Consider the following 19,084-nt stretch of genomic DNA (forward strand, 5'->3'; position numbering starts at 1 on the left):
CGGGCGCCGCTCACGCGATCCGACCCGACGTCCCACCCCCCTGGAGCCCCTCGCGGCGGCCCGTGGTCGATCAATCGACAGGGGGGCATCAGCCATGTCCGGGGACAACCCCGACAAGCCGCGCCGCGGGGCACGTGCGCGGCGACCCCCGACCTCGAAGTGGAGTCGCGAACATGTCAGCATGGGGGCGCATGGAGCGGACTTCCGGGGTGGGGTCCGCCGCGGCCGACCACCCCCGACCGGCGCCACCAGAGTGAGGACATGGACCTTGAGCAGCTTCGCGCCGCGTGCGAGGCACGCGTCGAGGCCCTCGGGCTCCCGCACCGCTTCAGCACCCGCGACCTGCGCGACGCCGTGGCCGAACAACGCGGACGCCCCATCATCCTGCGCCCCTTGAGCACCCTGGGCGCCGCGGACGCTCCGTGCGGCATCCGCCTGGAGACCCCGGACGCCGACCTGTTGTTCTACGAGGAGGCGACCTCCCCCCTCCACCAGAACCACATCCTCGCCCACGAGATCAGCCACATCATCTGCGACCACCCCGGCAGCCTGGAACTGGACCCGGACACCCTGCGCGCGATCGGGTTCGACCCCACCCTCGTCCAGCGCATGTCCGGCCGGACCAGCTACACCAGCGAGGACGAGCGCGAGGCCGAGGTGATGGCCAGCGTGATCCGACAACTCATGTACCGGGGGCGCGAGGCCCCGTCGAGCCGGCCCGCCAGCGGCGCCGAGAGCTGGGACGCACTGTTCGCCGAGCCACACAGGAAGAAGCGCCACCGGAAATGATCGACATCCTCTTCTCGGGCACGGCCGTCGTGCTGCTGTGCTTCGCCGCGTACTGGGTGCGCGGACGCGGCGGGCACCGTCCCACGGGCAGCTGGGCGATGGCCGCGCTGCTGACCTCCTTCGCCCTCGCCTTCGCCTCCTACGCCCCGGCCGTGGAGCGCGCGGTCGAATCGGTGGTCCCCCACGTCGCCCGGCTCCTCAGCAACTCCTTCACCCTGACGGCGGCCACCTCGGTGCTCGCCTTCCTCTTCCAGCTCAACCTGGACCGCGAGCGGGCCCAGCGGCAGATCCGGCTGCGCGTCATCGCCCTCGCGCTCTGCGTCGCCGGCATGACCGTATTCTTCGTCGCCGAGCAACTCACCGGCCGCAACCCGGTGTTGTACGCGTGCTACGTGCTCATCTACATCTCCTACCTGGGGTACACGGCCAAGGACTTCCTGCTCCAGACCTGGGCCCAGTCCACCCGTTCGACCCGCCGCAGTCAGCGCTGGGGCCTGCGCACGACCTCGGTCGGCTGCGGCTTCGCCCTCCTCTACGCCGCGTACAAGCTCTTCGCCCTGGTCTCCATCGGCCTCGGTCTGGGGCTCGTGCCCGACCACGCCCGGTGTTCCACCCTGGTGACCCCCTTCCGCTGCACGTTCAGCGTGACCGCGCCCGCCGTCGCCGTGCTCCTCATCACCCTCGGGCTCACCCTCCCCGCCCTGCTGTGGCCGCTCAGCCGGCTGCGGCGCCGCCGCTGGGAACGCACCTCGTTCACCGCACTGGAACCCCTGTGGCGCGAGGTCACCTCGGCGGTCCCCGAGGTCGTGCTGGACCCGGGCAACACCGGCGCCGACACCGACGCCCACGACCTCGACTTCCACCTGCACCGCCGGGTCATCGAGATCAACGACTGCGTCCTGGCCCTGCGCCGCTACCGGCGGGCATCGGTACGGGACGCCGCGGCCGCCGAGGTCGCACGCAGGGGCGCGACCGACACCCCCGAGGGCGACGCCGAGGTGGAGGCGGCGGTCATCGCCGCGGCCGTCCACGCCAAGCGCACCGGCCTCCCCCTCGACGGCGACGAGGCCCCGCCCGCCGCCGGCACCCGCTCCCGCAAGGGCGACCTCCCGGCGGAGACCGCGTGGCTGCTGCTCGTGGCGAGCGCCTACGCGGCGCACCCCGCGCGCCCGGAGCCCGAGACCGCGGGAGCGGCCTCGTGAGCGCCCCGCGGCAGGACCCGCTGCGCGACCCGCGCTTCTTCGCCGACCCCTACCCCACCTACGCCGGGCTGCGCGCGGGCTGTCCCGTCCAACGGGTCCCCACCGGCTCCGGCGGACACCACTCCTACCTGATCACCGGCCACGCCGAGGCCCGCGAGGCGTTCACCGACCCCGGCCTGTCCAAGGACACGGTCCGCTTCTTCGCCGACAAGCCCTCGAACCGCGACCTGCACCCGGCGATCGCCCGCAACATGCTGGCGAGCGATCCCCCCGAGCACACCCGCCACCGGCGGGTGGCGACGCCCCTGTTCACCACCGGCCGCGTCCGGCAGATGCGCCCGTTCATCACCCGCGTCGTCGACGACCTGACCGCCGCGTGGCGACCGGGCACGGAGGTCGACCTGGTGGCGGAGCTGGCGGTCCCCCTTCCGGTCACCGTCGTCTGCGAACTGCTGGGCGTGCCCGAGGCCGACCGCGCCAGCCTCGCCGCCCATTCCCACGACCTCTTCGACGCGACCGACACCGCCCGCGTCGACGCCGCCTCGCACCACATCGGCGACTACCTGACCCACCTCGTCGACGCGGCCCGCGCCACCCCGGGCGAGGGCCCGCTCCACTCCCTCGTGCGCGACTGCGCCGAGGGCGGCCTCGACCGGGACGAGACCGTCTCCCTGGCCGCCCTCCTGCTGGTCGCCGGGCACGAGACCACCACCCACCTCATCGGCAACGCCATCCTGGCCCTGCTCCGGCACCCCGAGGCGTACGACCGCCTGCGCCGGGACCCGGAGCTGATCCCCGGCGCCCTCGACGAACTGCTGCGCCACGACTCCCCGGTGAGCGTGGCCACCTTCCGGTACAGCACGCGGGACCTCCGGATCGGCGGCGTCGACATCCCGGCCGACCACCCGGTGCTCATCGCCCCCGGAGCCGCGAACCGCGACCCGGCGGCGTTCCCCGACCCGGACCGGCTGGACCTCGACCGCGACGCCACCGCCCACCTCTCCTTCGGTCACGGCGTCCACCGCTGCCCGGGCGCCCCCCTGGCCCGCGCCGAAGCCGAGATCACCCTCCACACCCTCCTGACCCGCTTCCCGAACACCCACCTGACCACCCCCGCCACCCCCCCGACCTGGCGCCGAACCCGCCTCACCCGCGGCCTCACCACCCTCCCCCTCACCTTGGCCTGACACTCGTCCCTCACACATCCACTGGAGGGCACAAAACTATTCACTGCGCAAATTCAACAGGGGTTCTGCATTCCATTGTCAGAGCCGCCATGAATTCACCCGCAAGGCCACAACTCCCTTGATAACTCAAGACTTACCTTCGGGAAAATTCGACCCTATGGTGTGGGTCGAATCGAAGGAGCTCATGTTGTCAAAAACGAATGACCCCGTTGTACGTGCGGTTGCATCGGAGCGGGATTGTGTGTCCTCCCTGTACGAGTTGCTCGGCGAGCGGCTCTCCGAGGCGCGGGCGAGCCGGGCGAGCGTGTTGAGCACCCCGGCCGAAGGCGCCGGTGAGGCGTACGAGCGGGAAGTCGCCGCCGAGCGGCTGGCCAGGGAGATCGGCCGACTGGAGGGCGCCGAAAGGGGGCTGGTCTTCGGCCGCATCGACCGGACGGACGGCACGGCCCTGCGCATCGGGCGGATCGGACTGCACACGGAGGAGGACGACCTGCCGCTGCTCGTGGACTGGCGCGCGAAGGCGGCGCGGCCCTTCTACGAGGCGACACCGGTCCACCCGATGGACCTGCGGCGCCGCCGGCACCTGCGCCTCGAAGAACGCACGGTCGTCTCGGTGAGCGACGAACTGCTGGACGGGACCGCTCCGACCGATGAAGACGTCGTGGGGGACGGCCCGTTGACCGACGCCCTGTCGGCGCGGCGTACCGGCACGATGCAGGCGGCCGTCGCGACGCTCCAGGCCGAGCAGGACGAGATCGTCCGCTCCGCCCACCGCGGGGTGACGGTGGTGCAGGGCGGACCGGGCACCGGCAAGACGGTGGTCGCCCTGCACCGGGCGGCGTACGTCCTGTACGCGTTCCCGCGCGCCGCGGAAGAGGGCGTCCTGGTGGTCGGCCCGAACGCCCGGTTCCTCGACTACATCTCCCAGGTCCTCCCCTCGCTCGGCGAAAACGACGTCGTATTGACGACCTGCCGGGAACTGGCCGGAGTATCCGCGGAAGAGACGGCCCCCTTCGATACGGCGCGCCTCAAGGGCGGTTCCGACCTCGCCGACGCCCTGGCCGCTCTCCTTCGCGCCCACCAAGCCCCCTCCGGCGGCTTCACCGTGCGGGTCGGCCAGGAACTGGTCCACCTGTCCGGCAGCGAAGTGGCGACGGCCCGCGACGCCGCCGTGGCAGCCGCACCCGGCCACAACCCCGCCCGCCAGGTTTTCACAGAACTCCTGGTCGACGCCGTCACCGACGCGATGCAACGGGACATGGGAGACGTCCTGGAGCAGATCGACGCCGACTCCGAACGGCTGACGGGGATCGACCTGGACCGATTCACGGGCGCCGCCGGGCGCCGTGTCGAAGGCGCCGCCGACCCGGGTCCGGTCCACGAGCTGGACCTGGACGCCCTCCGAGCCGACCTCCTCGACGACGCCGGCGTCGACCGCGCGGTCGAGGCATTGTGGCCACGGCTGACACCCGGCGACCTCGTGAAGGCGCTCCTGACGAACGCCACCGCCCTCGCCCGGCACCTGCCCCACTTCCCCTCCCGGGATCGCTCCCTCCTGCTGCGCGATCCGGACGACCCGTGGACCGACGCCGACGTGCCGCTGCTGGACGAGGCCGCGAGCCTCGTCACCGGTCCCCCCGAGCGGACCTACGGCCACGTCGTCGTCGACGAGGCCCAGGAACTGACCGCCATGCAGTGGCGGATGATCCTGCGCCGCTGCCCGTCACGGGCGATGACCCTGGTGGGCGACTTCGCCCAGGCGGGCCCGGTCGCAACCGCGCGCGACTGGAAGGAAGCCCTGAGCCCTCACGTCGGACCGCGCTTCAAACTCCACACCCTGACGGTCAGCTACCGCACCACCCAGCAGATCCTGGAGAGCGTCCGGGACCTGCTCACCCGCATCGCCCCGGACCAACGACCCACCCGATCCCTACGAACCGGCGAACCCCCTCGCACCGTGACCACGCCTCCCCACGAAGCGATCCCCACCCTCACCCAGGAGCTCCGCGCCCAGAGCACGGCCCACCCGGGCGAACTCCTGGCCGTGATCTGCGCGGACACCAGGGTGAAGGAACTGACCGCCCCCGACATCACCGCCCACGCCCGCATCGTCCCGGCCTCCGAAGCCCGCGGCCTGGAATTCGACGCCGTCGTCGTCCTGAACCCCGAGGAAATCATCCAGTCCCGCCCGGGCGGCGAAAGAGACCTCTACGTATCCCTCACCCGAGCCACCAAACGCCTGTGCACCATCACCACCCTGCCCGCGCACGTGCGCGATCCCTTTCAATGAGAGTCATGACCAACGTGCTGGGGTTCGACGAAGACGAGCTACGTCGACTGGCGGGGTCCCGGTCGTTCGAGCGTGGTCTCGGCTATGTGTCCTCGGTGTCCGCGATGGAGATCGGCGAGAGGTCGATCACCGCGACCGTGGACGGAACCGACGCGTACGAGGTCGAGCTGACGGAAAGGGCGACGGGATTCACCGGCCGATGTGATTGCCCCTACGGGCAGGAGGGCAACTTCTGCAAGCACTGTGTGGCGGTGGGGCTGACAGTCCCGCGACAGGCAGGGTCGGTTCCCCGTCACCGGGCCGCCGCTGCGTCTCGCGGCCGGCAGCTCACCACCTGGCTGGAATCGCGCAGCCGGGACGAACTGCTCTCTCTGGTGAAAGAGCACATCGCAGGCAACCGTGACCTGCGCCACCGACTGGAACTTCGCGCGGCCACTGCCGCAGACGACCTCGGCGCCGTACGCGAACGCATCCTTGGTCTGCTCGACACCCGGCCCTTCGCCCGGTACGGCTATGTCGAGTACGCCGACGCCCACGCCTACGGGCTGCAGGCCGCGGAGGCGGTGTCCGCGCTGCGCACGCTGGCGGAGACCGGCCGGGCAGCGGAAGCAGTGGAGGTGGCACGGGACGCGATCGAGGCCCTCGCCCGAACGTACGGCGAGATCGACGACTCGGACGGGACCATCGGCAACGTGGCGACCGATCTGGCCGCAGTGCACCTGGAAGCCTGCCGGACAGCGCGCCCCGACCCGGTCCGGACCGCCGACTGGCTGGTGGACCATCTCCTTGGCGACCTGAGCGACGCCACCGACATCCTGCTGCCCGACTACGCGGATGCCCTGGGCGCGGCGGGCCTGGCACGGGCCCACGAACGGGCCGCCGCGGCCCTGCGCGACCATCCGAAGGGCTGGGCGGAGAAGTACCTCATGGAACAGCTGATGCGCGCCGAAGGAAGCGTGGACGCGCCGATCGCGCTCCACGCGGCGGACTTGGCCCCATCGGGCGCCACGCACCTGCTGATCGCCCAGGACCTGGAGCGGGCCGGCCGCCCGGCCGAGGCCCTGACCGTGTACCTCCGCCTGATCGGCCCGCTCCTCACCCGGACCGGCGACACCGCGTACGAGCACCTGACCGAACTCCTGCTCAGCGCCCGCGTCTGCCACCGCGCCCTCGGCACGGAGGACACATTCACCACCTACATGACCACCCTGCGCACCACCCAGAAACGCAAACGCAAGCTGATGGCGATGCTCGACCAACACGGCCTGTAGCGCCCCGACACTCGTACTCGGCGGCCGCAGCGTCCAGTGCGCGGAGTGGTGCTTCTTGCCCCATGTCGGGCCGGTCGCGCCCTACAGCACCCGGGTTCAGGTGGCACACGTCACCGGTGGCGGTCCGGCCGTCCCACTCACAGCTGAGGCCCTTGTCACCCGGTCTGAATCAGGGGATCGCCCCGGCTGCATGATCCACGCGCTGCCATAAGATGACGAAGACCATCTCAGCGGCCCGCCGGGCTTCCGTTCCACTGCTGTGGGACCGAAGGACATGCCCCCACCCGCACGAGTCACTCCGTGCTGCCTGGGGGCGATTTCTTGCTGTTCCGTGAGTCCGCGGCGTCCTTGGCCAACCGCACCCGCGTTGAGGGACGGCTGGCGGAACTCTTGACCGAGAACTTCTCCCACAGACACGGTCACCGGCCCCATGCCTCGGAAGTCCGGTCATGGGAACGCAGCATCCCCGCCCTCACGAACGCCTTGATCGAAGCGGGGCTCGGTGAGGTCGAGATGCTGCTGGAGTACGGGCTGCCGCTGACCAGCAAACGCGCGGACGCGGTACTGGCCGGCGTACATCCGGTCTCGGGCGAGCCGTCGTACGTGATCGTGGAACTCAAGCAGTGGAGCGAGGCTCACCCCGAGGAGAACGATCCGCTGCGCTGCCGCGTGCCCTCGTACAAGGATCCCGTCCTCAACCCGATCGAGCAGGTACGGGGCTACTGCGACTACCTGGTCTCGTTCAACGGGGCGCTCGAGCGTAACCCCGGGTCCGTCACCGGCGTCGCCTTCCTGCACAACGCGACCGAGTTCGGCGTCGCGGGACTGCGCGAGGTCGAGGAGGACAACCGGGGCCGGATGTTCACCGGCGACCAGCGCGGTGCGTTCCTGGACTATCTGCGCGCGAGGCTGGCCCCCAAGCCGGGTGCCGCCGCAGCGGACGACCTCCTGCAGGCCAGGGTGAAGCCGTCCATGCAGTTGATGGCCGTGGCCGCCGACGAGGTCCGCGACCGTGAGCAGTTCGTACTACTGGACGAGCAGCGGCTCGCCTACGAGACGGTGATGGCAGCCGTCCGCAAGGCCCGCCGGTCCAAGCGCAAGCAGGTGGTCGTCGTGACCGGAGGGCCCGGATCCGGCAAGAGCGTGATCGCCCTGTCCGTGCTCGGCGATCTGTACCGGCGCGGTGTGCCGGCCCTTCACGCCACCGGATCACAGTCGTTCACCAAGACGATGCGCAAGGTCGCGGGCGCGCGCAAGCCCGAGGTCCAGCGCTTGTTCCGCTACTTCAACAGCTTCATGGACGCCGAACCGAACGACATCGACGTGCTCGTGTGCGACGAGGCACACCGGCTCCGCAAGACCTCCGCCAACCGCTACACCGCAGCCGCCTTGCGTACGGGACGCCCGCAGGTGGCCGAGCTGATCGACGCGGCCCGGGTTCCGGTGTTCCTGCTCGACCAACACCAGGTGGTGCGTCCGGGCGAGATGGGTACGGTCGAACAGATCCGGCAGGCTGCGGACGAGCAGGAAGTGGACTTCACGCTGGTCGAGCTGGACAGCCAGTTCCGCTGCGGAGGCAGCGACGCCTACCTTCGCTGGGTGACAGCCCTCCTCGCTCTGGAGGACGACGGGCCGATCGGATGGGAACCGGACGGCAAGGTGCAGCTGCTGACGGTCGACAGTCCGCAGGAGCTGGAGGACTTCCTCGACGCCAAGCGCGCTCAGGGCTACGGCGCCCGACTGTCCGCTGGCTACTGCTGGAGGTGGACCACGAAGATCACTCCGGTGATGACGACCCTGCCCGCCGACGTGGTGATCGGCGACTGGTCGAAGCCGTGGAACCTGTTCGGGGACCGGTCCCTCCTCGGCGCACCGCCGGCCCCGCTCTGGGCCACCGACCCGGCGGGCTTCGGCCAAGTCGGCTGCGTATACACGGCGCAGGGTTTCGAGTACGACTGGTCGGGGGTGATCATGGGACCGGACCTGGTCTGGCGGACCGACCGATGGGTGGTCGACCGTACGGCCTCGAAGGACCCTTCGTTCACCAAGGCGACACCGGACGAGGACATCGACCGCCTCGTCCGCAACACGTACAAGGTGCTGCTGACCCGCGGCATGATCGGAACGGTCGTCTACTCGACGGATCCCGAGACGCGCGAGAAGCTCCGCTCGCTCATTTCCTGAGCGACGGCAGCGGTCGGCGGATACCATGATCTCGCTGCGCACCTTCCCGGAGGGTACGAGGCGGTAGTTCATGTACGAGGCCTAACAGGCCGTGAGTGACGAATGGTTGTGCCCGTCGTGCGGCGACGTACGACGCGAGCGTGGCTGCCCGGTAGGGCGCCCCCTGCCATTCAGAACTCACCCACCTGAAGGGCCGACATGAGCAACGTCGAGTACAAGCCTGCGCGTCGTGAATGGATTCGCGAGATCCTGATCGACATCGTGGCCGGAGTCGTCTCCAGTGTTCTGCTGACGGCGTTGACCGCGGTGGCGAACCTGCTCTTCTGACGCAGGTGTGTGGCGGGCCCGGCGAGCCCGCCACCACATCGTCGGACGTCCCCGTCAGAACAGGACGTCAGGACTCGGACCCTTTGCTTTGCTGCCTTTGCCTCCCCGCCTGTTCGGCCGGGGTTCGTGCCGTCTGCGATCCGAAGCCTGCCGATTCTGCATGGTGGGACGCAGCCCATGAATCTCCACTGGCCCCACCCGGTCCTTCAGATAGGCGCGGGTCTCCTCGTCCGTCGAGTACAGAACCGTCGCCCGGCTGCCTCTCGTCATGAGCACGTGGTAGGCCTGGCGCACGAGGAGCTCGAATTCAGCGGGGTCGACTGTGGATGCCGCGACTTCAGGATCGAACGATCCTGGTTGAGCCACCCGCCAGATCTTCGATTTCGGCGCCTCTTTCCGCTTCTTTCCACGACGAAACACCCATTCGTCACCTCGGCGCACCATGTCCTCCCCCATGATCACGCCGCACCAGTCCCATTCCAGGCCCTGCGCCGTGTAGACACAGCCGATTTGACCGAGGCCGCCTTCGTTCACCGCCCAGATCCTCGACGGGGGCGCCCCGTCCGCACAGAAGGTCTCGCTATCCGCGTTCCACGGCCGGTGCCAGTCTCCAATGCGCACATCTGCTTCCAGCCTCTTCTTCTTGCCTTGGGGCTTGGTCCAAGGCCAGCAGTACCCTGCAACCATGCGCGCGGAAGCACCTGCACCGGCCTCGGTCCCGATGATCTGCTCGAGCTCCTCCGGGGTGTCCGCGACCTCTACGTGCATCAGGCCGTCCGGCCTCCAGAGCTCCGGCGCACCATCCGCCAGCCCGAGGAGCGCGCGCACCCAGCGGATGTAGGCATCGCTGCCACCGCACCGAAACTGCTCGCGCAGGTCGTAGGAGACGAGCCGGGCGCCGTACCGGTCTGCCGCATCCCGGATCAGATCCACGGTTCCCACTTCCTTGGGGCGTACCGACTGCCGCTCGTCCATGAAGAAGACCGTCAGACGCGATGCGTCCAGGAGTTCGTCCACCTGCGGGCGGGTTCCCGATTTCCTCGCGTCCCTACGGTTCGTGGAACGCTCGCGCAGGCGGTGGGCCTCGTCACAGATCAGTACGTCCAGGGGCGGGTCCGGCGTTTTGACGAAGCTGCTGAAGTACGTGAACGTCTTCTTGAACTTCCCGTCCCCATATCCGACGTGTTCTTTCAGAGCCCCGTTGAATGCCCGGCTTCCGCTGGCGTATTTGACCGTCCTGCCCTGTGCTTCGAGCTTCTTCTTGACCTGCAGGCCGATGGCGCTCTTCCCCGTGCCGGCGCCGCCGGTCACGAGGAAGACCACGCGCTTCTCGTCCGGAATCAGGGCTGGCTGCCAGAGGTCCGGAAGGACCACGGCAGCCGTTTCCAGGATCTGGGCCGCGGCGCCCTTCTGCCGTCCCCTCAGGGTGAAGACGGTGTCGGCACCACGGGACCGGATCATGGCGTCGAGCAACGGGGTGTTGCGCAGCCCCATGCTCTGGAGCATGGCCTCGGACTCGGAGGCTCCACCCTGGGCATCGAAGCTCTTCCTGAGATCGTCCAGCAGTTCCTCACGTTGATCACCGGTGTACACCCGCGCATAGGCACCCGTCGGCGCATCCACATCGATGAGCGGACGCACCGAGGCTTGAGTGGCGTTGTGCAGGTAGGCGAAACCGCCGCACTCGATCTCCAGCCCCCGGAAGGGACCCTGGTCACTCGTGAAGGCCAGATAGTGCTCCCGGAGTTGCAGTGCCGGGTGCTTCTTCCTACCCATCCCCGGCACATCCACCAGGTCGGCGGTGGCCCGCTCGATCCTGGTGACGGTCGACCAGCGCTTCAGTTCGACCAGCTGCACGGACGGACGGTTCTCCTGCGGATGGCGCCCGACCAGCACGACGTCGATGAGCGGCGGACGGCGGACGTCCTTCGTCGTGGCCGCACATTCGACGATCATCTCCACGTTCCCGCGGTCTGCCGCAACCAGGTCGTTCGCAAGGCTGATCAGACTCTCCGCCCATGCGGAGCGCTCCGAGACCGAGGCGTCGGCACTGCGGAAGTGCCGCCAGCGTGCGGCAAGGTGCGGCACCATGTGGCGCCGCGCATGCAGGGTGAGCAGATCCTGGGCCGAAAGCTTGAGCAGGAGCATGGACACGAGGTGGTTCCCCCAGGGCACGAGTAACTCGTGCGGGTGGGGACATGTCCTCGGAGGAAGCCCGTCGATCCGCAATCAGTACCGGTGATCTTAGGGAATGCGGCGGCCAATCGATAACGCGGCTTCGATCCCCCCAACGCCCACCGGGGCACGATGGCCGAATCACATCGGACACCCCCGCTGCGCTGCGCTGCCCTGCCCGCCTCGTCGCAGCTGCCCCGGATGTCACTGCCCACAGTCAGGATCTCCCGAGAGCTTTCTCTACCCGGCGGATGGCCGAGCCGGTCAGCTGTCAGCGCAAAGCGACGAAGCGAGGGCCGCACATGCGGGAAGGCCGGTGGACCACGGTCACCGAGTCCGAGTCCGAGTACGACCACGAGCACCGCGGTCTGGAGTCCATCCGCGAGAAGCTGCCGGACTCCGACCCGTGGCGTGCTTGGTCGAACTTCACCTTCACCGCGAACACGGGTCACGTCCGCGAGATCGACCTCCTCGTCATCGCCCCCGGCGGCGTCTGCATGATCGAGCTGAAGAACTGGCCGGGCTGCTCGGCCAGAACGGCAAGCGCGTCTGGGTCGCCGAAGCCGTCTGCTTCACCGCCGACGACCTGCGCGTACGGGACTCCGCCGGTGCCCGGGATGACGAACCCCGATCTGTTCGGACAAGCCATCCAGCAGGCGTACCAGTTGGCCAACGTCCCGTTGCCGTTGCATTTCCTTCGCATAGCCGATCTGGTCGAACACGCGCCCGTGACCGCGTCGCCCGGAGGGCCGGCGCTCAGCAGAGCTTGCCGGTGTACCAGGCGTTGCGGATCTGCGAAGTGGTGCCGAGTTGGGTGACGCCGGGGCGGACACAGTGAACTCTCCATCCCGCGCCGCGCAAGGGCTCCCGCTCCCGCGCCCGGAGGCCTAATCTCGCCAAGGGGAAGGGGCGGACGGCAGAGCTGTCCGGAACTCCCCCTCGGGAAAAGGTCCTTCGGCGAAATCGGGGATTGACGTGACAGCAGCGAACCTGAGGCGGCGCACCCGGGCCGCGTGTGCCGCAAGCCTTACCGTGGGGGCCCTCTTCACGGTGTCGACGCCCGCCCACGCCGCCGCCACCGCCGCCCCGCCCGTCAGCGCGCGTGGCGCGATCCTCATGAACGGCGCCACGGGGGCCGTGCTCACCTCCAAGGCCGCCGACACCAAAAGGCAGATGGCCAGCACGACGAAGGTCATGACGGCCGTGGTGGTCGCTACCACTGCCGGTCTCGACCTCAACCGAAAGGTCACCGTCAAGCAGACGTACCTGGACTACGTCTACCGGGAGGGCGCCAGCTCGGCCTCCCTCAAGCTGGGTGCCACACCGACCGTCCGTCAGCTGCTGTACGCGATGCTGCTCCCGTCGGGCTGCGACGCGGCGTACGCACTCGCGGACACCTTCGGGGCGGGCTCGACCACGGCGGCCCGCCGGGCGGACTTCATCGCGAAGATGAACGCCAAGGCGAAGGCGCTGGGCATGACCAACACCGTCTACGACTCCTTCGACGGCATCTCACCGACCGGCAACAACCTCACGACCCCGCGCGACCTCGCCACGCTCACGCGGTACGCGATGGGCAACGCCCTGTTCCAGTCGGTCGTGAAGACCACCTCGTACAGCTCCGGCGGTACGTCGACCCTCGCCACCTGGTGGAACACCAACCTGCTGGTCCGCGCACGGCCCACCGGTTACGGGTACCCGGGCGCGACCGGCGTCAAGACCGGCACGGGTACAGCTGCGGGCAAGTGCCTCGTCTTCTCCGTGACCCGCAACGGCAAAACGATCATCGGCGTCCTCCTGAACGACGAGGAACGCTACGCGGACTCCATGGCCCTCTCGAACTGGGCACTCGGCGCGACCGCCGGTTCCCGGAACACACTGCGAGGCACCGACACGCAGCGGGTCCCGGACGTCCTGGACTGACCCATGAGCGAGAAAGGCAGGACGCGACTCGGGCACGCACCGACTCGACCGCCCCCCACCAAGAAGGGCGCCTCCCGCGGCAAGATCGCAATCTGCCGCAGGAGGCGCCCGTCCATGGCTGACGACCCACCGGTAACCGATGGCCACCCGAACCTACGGGTCAGGCAGCCTTCGCGATGGGCTCCAAGGTCGCCACGCCCTCCACGTGCTGCGTCATCGGGAGGACGTATGCATGGAGGCCAGCCAGCAAAGCGCCAGGTCAAAGACCATATTGCCTGTCACTCATGGCCTTCTTGAGGATCCGTGCGTCAAACGGGCGTCACCAGTCCTGGCGTCGGCCCGGCCGCCCGGGTCTCGGCACTCGCATGTCTCACCGGCAGCAGGCCCTCCCCCAAGGTCTGCCAGCAACGCGTCCAGAACGGCCTCCTCCTCTATACGCACGTCGTGTTCAGCGAGGGCGGCCGCCAGATCCGGATCCCATGGCGACAGGGCCGCCATCCCGGTCAGAGGCGGAGGAGCAGGAGTGGCAGCGGCTACCGCCGCGCGGTATTCGTCAGCGGTGTAGCGCCAGGGCTGCCACGGCACGTGCTGGTGCAGCGTCGTGGCAATGCGCAGGCCGCCCCAGTCGAAGTCGCCGTGGTAGCGAAAGGCGGCACCGAGCCCATGAAGGTGCGCCAAAAGGGCCAAGGCGGCAGCCGACGGCTGACCCTGGAGGCAGACCAGCGGGAGGGCGTCCGGGCCGTGGATGTCGGCGGCGGCCGACAGAACGGCGGGATTCTCACAGATGTGGACCACCGGCGACGCGGTCCGGGGCGGATGGTGGGCGAGCTGGCGAAGGGTGAGTACGCACGGTTCCCCCATATCGGCCATCCAGTCCAGAGCCGGGGTCCCACCGAGGTTGAGGGTGAGGACCGTGGAGGAGACGTCGTCACGGAGCAGGCCCGCGGAGGCCCAGGCAGCCCGCCGCCAAGCCCCGCCCGCCCCGTCCGGGTGTCCGGTGAGCGCACGGATGCCGGAGAGGCAGAGCGTCGCCGGGGGCGTCCCGTCATCCAGTGCGTGGGCGCTGCCCAGGACGTCCGCGGCGAACACGGACAGGGAACGCGGCGGCTCGGCCGGCAACTTTCGCAGGACGCGGGCCACTTGAGCGAGCAGCGGTCGAGCGGCCTCAGGCGTAGAGGCGTAACGTCGTACGAGGCCGCCTTCGCGCACCCGGGCGGCCCATTCCGCGAGGGCCGGAACCTCCCCGGCGAGTGCGATGAGCGGAGCGTATGCCTCTGCCCAGGCCTGGTCCTCACTCCGGCGGACCTCTTCGCTAGGGACGACGGGCCCGGTGAGCATCGTCACGGCCGCCGTCAGGCCTTCGGGGCTGACGCCTGACCGGACCAGTACGGCGTCCACGGCATCGAGCCGGACCGTCAGCGCCCTGCCACCACCCGGAGCCCGGCCCAGCAACCTTTCGGCCGCGGCCCGTTGGGCCGGGGTCGGCGCGGCCAGGGAGACGGGTCCGATGAGCGGCTGCCCGCGCTCCAGCCGGCGGCGCACGCGCTCCACCAGCCAGGCCAGATCGGGCCCGCCGAGCAGACGGCGCAGGCGGGCTTCGTCGACCGGAACCCTGTTCACGTCCACAGGGGCTCCGGGTCCGGCGTACGCACCGGGTCTTCGTGACGGGTACGAGCCGTGCCGTCCCATTCCCAGCGGGTGACCAGAACGGCAGCCACCTCGTCGACGCGGGACAGCTGGGCGATGGCGATGCCCGGCACCTGCGGGTAGCAGGCCCATTCCCGCTCGCTGGTCATGACCACATCCAGGTCGAAGGCGTGCAGGAGGCCGAGGCACTTGGCGCGCGAGTCGTCGTCGACCCCGGCGAACGCCTCGTCCAGGGTGACCAGCCGTGGTGCGTACGGGCTGGCCGCGCTCGCGTAGTGCGAGGAGGCCGCGGCGAACAGGGGCACGGAGACCGCCAGGACCCGTTCGCCTCCGGAAGCGGGACCGGTGGCGGGCAACCAGCGGCCGTGCTGCTGCCGCTCGACGGCGAACTCGTGCCAGGAGCGGTAGTCGAGCGCCGCCGTGAGGTGCTCCAGCCAACTGCCGGCCGCGTCCTCGGACTGCTGGCGGGCGATCTGCGTCTGGAGGAACTCACCGACCGCGGCCCGGTCCTCGGAAGTCCAGGCATCGGCGGTCTGGAGCAGTCGTCCACGCGCCTGGGCAAGACCGACGGGAGCCTTGCGGGAGGCCCGCCACACCAGGCGCAGGGTCATGCCCGTGGAGGTCGGGCGACCCTCCAGTTCGGCATTCATGGCCAGCACCTGACGTTCGGCGGTGGCGATCAACTCCTGAAGGGTTCCCGAGACCTCGGTGATGAGGTGGGTTTCGAGAATTTCGCGTTCGTTCGCGGAAAGGATACGGGTGAGTTCGCCGACCTCGACTGCCAGTGCTTCGGCTAGTTCGGGTACAGCACGCTCGCGACCCTGGTAGACGATGTCGACGACCATCCCGTCCTCGACCATTCGTGCCGAGGCGGAGTGGCCGTGCCGGGATAGTGCGTCCTGCAGGGTTTTGAGCTCTTCGCTCAGACGTCGCTGTACGCGCTCCCAGGCGCCGTCCGAGTCGTCCGTGGTCGACAGCTCCGATTCGAGGGAACGGGCGAGGGCGATGGCCGGGGTGGCCGCCCACGGCCCGTCGCCCGCGGCCGGTACCGCGAGATCGGGAAGTGCGACCGTGATCAGCCCGGTGACGGTGAAGCGCTGGAGCGCGGCGATGGCCTCGGAACGCGCGGCGGCAGCATCGTTGACGGCCTTCTCCAGCTGTACGATCCCGCCTTCGGCCCGGTTCGCCCGCCGGTCAGCCGCCGTGCGTCGGTCCTGGGTCGACCGCTGATCTGCAGCGCAGCGGCGAAGGGACTCCGCGGTCTCTGCGAGCCGCCGTTCCAGCTCGGCCACGGCCGCGCCCACGGTCGAGCGCAGCGTGGTGAGCCGCTCGTCCGCGGCTGCTGCCTCGCGCGCGGCGTCCTCCGCGCGCAGGGCGAGTTCGGCGGTGCGCTCCCCTGCCCGGCCGGCTTCCTCATGCTCCTCCTGCGCCTGCCGTGCCGCTTCGGTTCGCTCGCGCAGCGCCGGCCAGAGTGCGGCCAGGACGGCCGCGAGGTCGATGAGGGCCTGCCGTACGACGGCCAGCGCCGGCCGGTCCGGGGGCAGACCCAGATCAGCGGCGGCCTCCTGGAGCTCGGCGCTCGCCCACTCCGACCGTTCGGCTGCTGCCAGCACGTCGGCGGCCCGTGCCTCACGACGGGACCGGGCCCGGCGCGCGGTGTGGGCCGCAGCCGCCGCACGCGCGTGCGCCCGGGTCAGCGGCCCGTCGTCGGGCACCGCGGCCAGCTCGGCGTCGAGCGTACGGCGACGGGTCTCCCACACCTGCGCGTGCGCGGCCTCGGATGCCATCTCCTGCTGAAGGAAGGTGAGTTCGCCGCGCAAGGCGGTGATCCGGGTGCGCCGCGCGGCCTCCCGGGCGCCCTCGCCGATGTACTCGGCCGCGGGTTTGGCCCACCGGCCGATGAGGACCCCTACGCGGTAGCGTCCGTCCGGGGCCACCCACGTCTCCCCTGGCGGCTCGTTGCCCCCTGGACCGGCACCCGCCTCCGTGTCCCCGGCAACCGCGCCCAGGCCGATCGCCGAGAGGAGTCGACCCACCGCCTCCTCACCCACGTGGGCAGCCTGGGCATCGCCGTGGTCGACGGCCGGGCGCAGCACGTCGGCGAGCGACGGCCCGTCTACCGGTCCCGTCCGCGCGTCGAGGAGTACGTCGTGACCTACCGCCGTCAGGGCCGCGCCGTCGGGCCGCACCCACGCGTCCAGCAGCCCGGCCGCCTCCAGGGCCGCCTCCAGACCGGCGCGCTCCTGGTCCCCGACCCCGCCCCAGAAGTCGACCAGCCGCCACAGCGGAGCGCCGGGCACCTGATCGCGCAGGCCAGGGGTCCGGGTGTACGGGGCCGACGGTCCGCGGCGGCCGCCGGCCTCCAGCTCGGCGAGCTCCTGTGCCGCGTCTCCCGCACGGGCAGCCAGGGCCACCCTGCGCTGCGCCGATTGCGCTGCCCGGTCGGCGAGTACCGCCGCCGAGGCGCTGTGTGCGGCCGACCCGTGCCGACGCGCCGGGTAGGGCCCGTCCTGGTGCCGCGTCCACTCCTGGAGCTCGTCCAGCAATCCGACCGGGTCGGCGTACACGAGCTCCTCGCACCGGCCCGTGTGCTCGCGTGCGGCATCCACCAGGGCCCGGCCCGCGGCCGTCACGCTTTCTTCGGCCACGCCCTGTTCCTCGGCGGCGTGCGCCAGGTCGGTTTCCGTCTCGTCGAGCCGCAGCGCGGCGGCCCGGCGCTCGGCCACCGCCGCCTCGGCCCGGTCCGCGAGCTCCTCGGCGTGCGCGAGGGTGCGGTGGCGGCGGTCGGTCACGGCGGTCACGGCGGCGCGCAGTTCGGCCTCCGTCAGCCCCGCGTCCGCGGGCAGGTCCAGCCGGGCCACCTCGGCGGTCTCCTGCGCGAGGCGAAGCGCATCCTCGACTCGGTGCCGGGCGGCCCGAAGCCGGTTCTCCGCCGCCCCGAGGCGGCCGAGCGCCCGTGTGTGCAGCAGCGCGGCCTCCTCCCGGTCGGCGCGCGCGCGTGCGCTGTCCTGCCGGCACCGCTCCAACGCCCGCGCAGCCCGCTCCAGTTCATGAGCACTGCGCATCTCCGGGCCCTCGCGCAGGGCCGCGTCGACGGCCTCCAGTCGCGCCTGCGTCTCGGTGAGCGCGGCGATCCGCTCATCGGCCGCCGCCCGCTCCTCCTCGGCCGTGGCCTTCTCGGCCTGTGCCTCGGCGAGGTCACGCAGCAGGTGCTCGTACTTCGAGTGCTCGCTGCGCGGGAGGCGTGCGCGGCGGCGGGAGGCGATGCGGGCGTAGCGCCGGTAGTGGTCCAGGAAGGCGGCGGCCGCGCGCTCGGCCGCTCCGGCGGCCCGTAGCTCGTCCTTCTCCTCGTCCAGGGAGCGGAAGGCCTCGGCCACGTCCGCGATCACCGCCTGGTCCATGGGCGGGAGCGCTTCAGTGAGGGCGCGGGAGAGGGCAGCCTCGTTGGGGCGTTTGGACAGTTGGGGCTGGCGCAGCTGGATGAGCAGGTCCACCAGGGCGGCGTAGCGCTGTTCACCGAGTCCGAAGAGCGCTTCGTCGACGGCCCGGCGGTAGGTCTTGGCCTGGTCGTAGACCATCCCGTGTCCGGCGACCGCCTCGATGAGCCGGTCCCGGGACAACACCGTGCCGGTGGCGTCGAGGAGGCTGAGCGCGCCCTGCGACCTCGCCCCGGCCGGTGCGTGGTCGATCCGCTGGGCGGTCACCGCCCACCAGTGCCGGGCGATGCCGCGCCCGCTGACGGCCTTGAGTCCGCAGAGCAGCGTGCGGAACTGCTCCTCGCCGCTCACCTCGTCCCGGCGGCCGAACTCCACCCAGGTGTAGCCGAGCCGTTCGGAGTGCGGGTGCTCGCCGCCGAGCAGCAGATTCCACTCCATCCTCTTTCCGGCGTCTCCGTCGGGTTCCACCCGGCGCGCGCTCAGGTCCCCGTCGAGGAGGAAGGGCAGGGTCAGGGCGAGCACCTTGGACTTGCCGGTGCCGTTGTTCCCCCGGAGCAGCAGCCTGCCGTCGCGGAAGTGGAACTCCTCCACGTCGTAATGGAAAAGATCGACGAGACCGATCCGCAGGGGCTGCCAGCGGTCGCGCACGGGG

Annotated in this window: 12 protein-coding genes and 1 pseudogene; 9 read left to right on the forward strand and 4 right to left on the reverse strand. The window is 70.3% G+C overall.

The features are described 5' to 3' along the window. The first annotated feature begins 261 nt into the window (after nucleotides 1-261). The 7 genes from ACIBEA_RS17255 to ACIBEA_RS17285 all read left to right on the forward strand — a co-directional run bounded on the left by ACIBEA_RS17255 (nucleotide 262) and on the right by ACIBEA_RS17285 (nucleotide 9,250). The gene (locus tag ACIBEA_RS17255) at nucleotides 262-789 is read left to right on the forward strand and encodes a regulator component (RefSeq protein ID WP_399261656.1); all 528 of its coding nucleotides are present in this window, start codon (nucleotides 262-264) and stop codon (nucleotides 787-789) included. Continuing rightward, a complete protein-coding gene (locus ACIBEA_RS17260; RefSeq protein ID WP_399261658.1) occupies nucleotides 786-1,991 on the forward strand; it encodes an MAB_1171c family putative transporter in 1,206 nt (401 codons plus the stop codon). The genes ACIBEA_RS17255 and ACIBEA_RS17260 overlap by 4 nt, the downstream gene beginning before the upstream one ends. Further along, nucleotides 1,988-3,178, forward strand: a complete 1,191-nt coding sequence (locus tag ACIBEA_RS17265) for a cytochrome P450 (protein WP_399261660.1) — start codon at nucleotides 1,988-1,990, stop codon at nucleotides 3,176-3,178. The genes ACIBEA_RS17260 and ACIBEA_RS17265 overlap by 4 nt, the downstream gene beginning before the upstream one ends. 241 nt (nucleotides 3,179-3,419) lie before the next feature. Further along, nucleotides 3,420-5,468 (forward strand): HelD family protein, encoded by a 2,049-nt coding sequence (locus tag ACIBEA_RS17270; RefSeq protein WP_399261662.1) that lies wholly within the window; start codon nucleotides 3,420-3,422, stop codon nucleotides 5,466-5,468. Between the two features lie 5 nt (nucleotides 5,469-5,473). Next, entirely contained in the window at nucleotides 5,474-6,739 is a 1,266-nt protein-coding gene (locus ACIBEA_RS17275; RefSeq protein WP_399261664.1) for an SWIM zinc finger domain-containing protein, read from the forward strand. Nucleotides 6,740-7,060: 321 nt separating this feature from the next. After that, nucleotides 7,061-8,923, forward strand: a complete 1,863-nt coding sequence (locus ACIBEA_RS17280; RefSeq protein ID WP_399261666.1) for a DNA/RNA helicase domain-containing protein — start codon at nucleotides 7,061-7,063, stop codon at nucleotides 8,921-8,923. A gap of 198 nt (nucleotides 8,924-9,121) precedes the next feature. Further along, nucleotides 9,122-9,250 carry a DUF6408 family protein gene (locus ACIBEA_RS17285; RefSeq protein WP_399261668.1) on the forward strand — a complete coding sequence of 43 codons (129 nt, stop codon included), beginning with the start codon at nucleotides 9,122-9,124 and terminating at the stop codon, nucleotides 9,248-9,250. 54 nt (nucleotides 9,251-9,304) lie between these two features. Here ACIBEA_RS17285 and ACIBEA_RS17290 read toward each other — a convergent pair whose 3' ends face one another. Further along, nucleotides 9,305-11,398 carry a DUF2075 domain-containing protein gene (locus ACIBEA_RS17290; RefSeq protein WP_399261945.1) on the reverse strand — a complete coding sequence of 698 codons (2,094 nt, stop codon included), beginning with the start codon at nucleotides 11,396-11,398 and terminating at the stop codon, nucleotides 9,305-9,307. 329 nt (nucleotides 11,399-11,727) lie between these two features. Here ACIBEA_RS17290 and ACIBEA_RS17295 point away from each other — a divergent pair. After that, nucleotides 11,728-12,023, forward strand: a pseudogene (locus ACIBEA_RS17295) (NERD domain-containing protein); the annotation flags it as partial. Nucleotides 12,024-12,181: 158 nt separating this feature from the next. Here ACIBEA_RS17295 and ACIBEA_RS17300 read toward each other — a convergent pair. After that, nucleotides 12,182-12,493: a DUF6355 family natural product biosynthesis protein gene (locus tag ACIBEA_RS17300; protein ID WP_399261670.1), complete on the reverse strand. Its 312-nt coding sequence runs from the start codon at nucleotides 12,491-12,493 to the stop codon at nucleotides 12,182-12,184. Between ACIBEA_RS17300 and ACIBEA_RS17305 the strand changes: the two genes are divergently transcribed. Beyond that, nucleotides 12,416-13,348: a D-alanyl-D-alanine carboxypeptidase family protein gene (locus tag ACIBEA_RS17305; RefSeq protein ID WP_399261947.1), complete on the forward strand. Its 933-nt coding sequence runs from the start codon at nucleotides 12,416-12,418 to the stop codon at nucleotides 13,346-13,348. The genes ACIBEA_RS17300 and ACIBEA_RS17305 overlap by 78 nt on opposite strands. Nucleotides 13,349-13,630: 282 nt before the next feature. Here ACIBEA_RS17305 and ACIBEA_RS17310 read toward each other — a convergent pair whose 3' ends face one another. Together ACIBEA_RS17310 and ACIBEA_RS17315 are read right to left on the reverse strand one after the other, a co-directional pair. Then, on the reverse strand, nucleotides 13,631-14,968 hold the full coding sequence (locus ACIBEA_RS17310) for a TIGR02679 family protein (protein ID WP_399261672.1): 1,338 nt from the start codon (nucleotides 14,966-14,968) through the stop codon (nucleotides 13,631-13,633). Then, nucleotides 14,965-19,080: a TIGR02680 family protein gene (locus ACIBEA_RS17315; RefSeq protein ID WP_399261674.1), complete on the reverse strand. Its 4,116-nt coding sequence runs from the start codon at nucleotides 19,078-19,080 to the stop codon at nucleotides 14,965-14,967. The genes ACIBEA_RS17310 and ACIBEA_RS17315 overlap by 4 nt, the downstream gene beginning before the upstream one ends. Between the last annotated feature and the right edge of the window lie 4 nt (nucleotides 19,081-19,084).

This window comes from Streptomyces sp. NPDC051555 (assembly GCF_044454405.1).
In the GTDB taxonomy this organism is placed as follows: Bacteria; Actinomycetota; Actinomycetes; order Streptomycetales; family Streptomycetaceae; genus Streptomyces.

Excerpts from the sequence above, each read along its gene's own strand:
- ACIBEA_RS17260 (WP_399261658.1), top strand. The coding sequence starts at position 786 with ATGATCGACATCCTCTTCTCGGGCACGGCCGTCGTGCTGCTGTGCTTC.
- ACIBEA_RS17275 (WP_399261664.1), top strand. The coding sequence starts at position 5,474 with ATGACCAACGTGCTGGGGTTCGACGAAGACGAGCTACGTCGACTGGCG.
- ACIBEA_RS17285 (WP_399261668.1), top strand. The coding sequence starts at position 9,122 with ATGAGCAACGTCGAGTACAAGCCTGCGCGTCGTGAATGGATTCGCGAG.
- ACIBEA_RS17255 (WP_399261656.1), top strand. The coding sequence starts at position 262 with ATGGACCTTGAGCAGCTTCGCGCCGCGTGCGAGGCACGCGTCGAGGCC.
- ACIBEA_RS17290 (WP_399261945.1), bottom strand. The coding sequence starts at position 11,398 with ATGCTCCTGCTCAAGCTTTCGGCCCAGGATCTGCTCACCCTGCATGCG.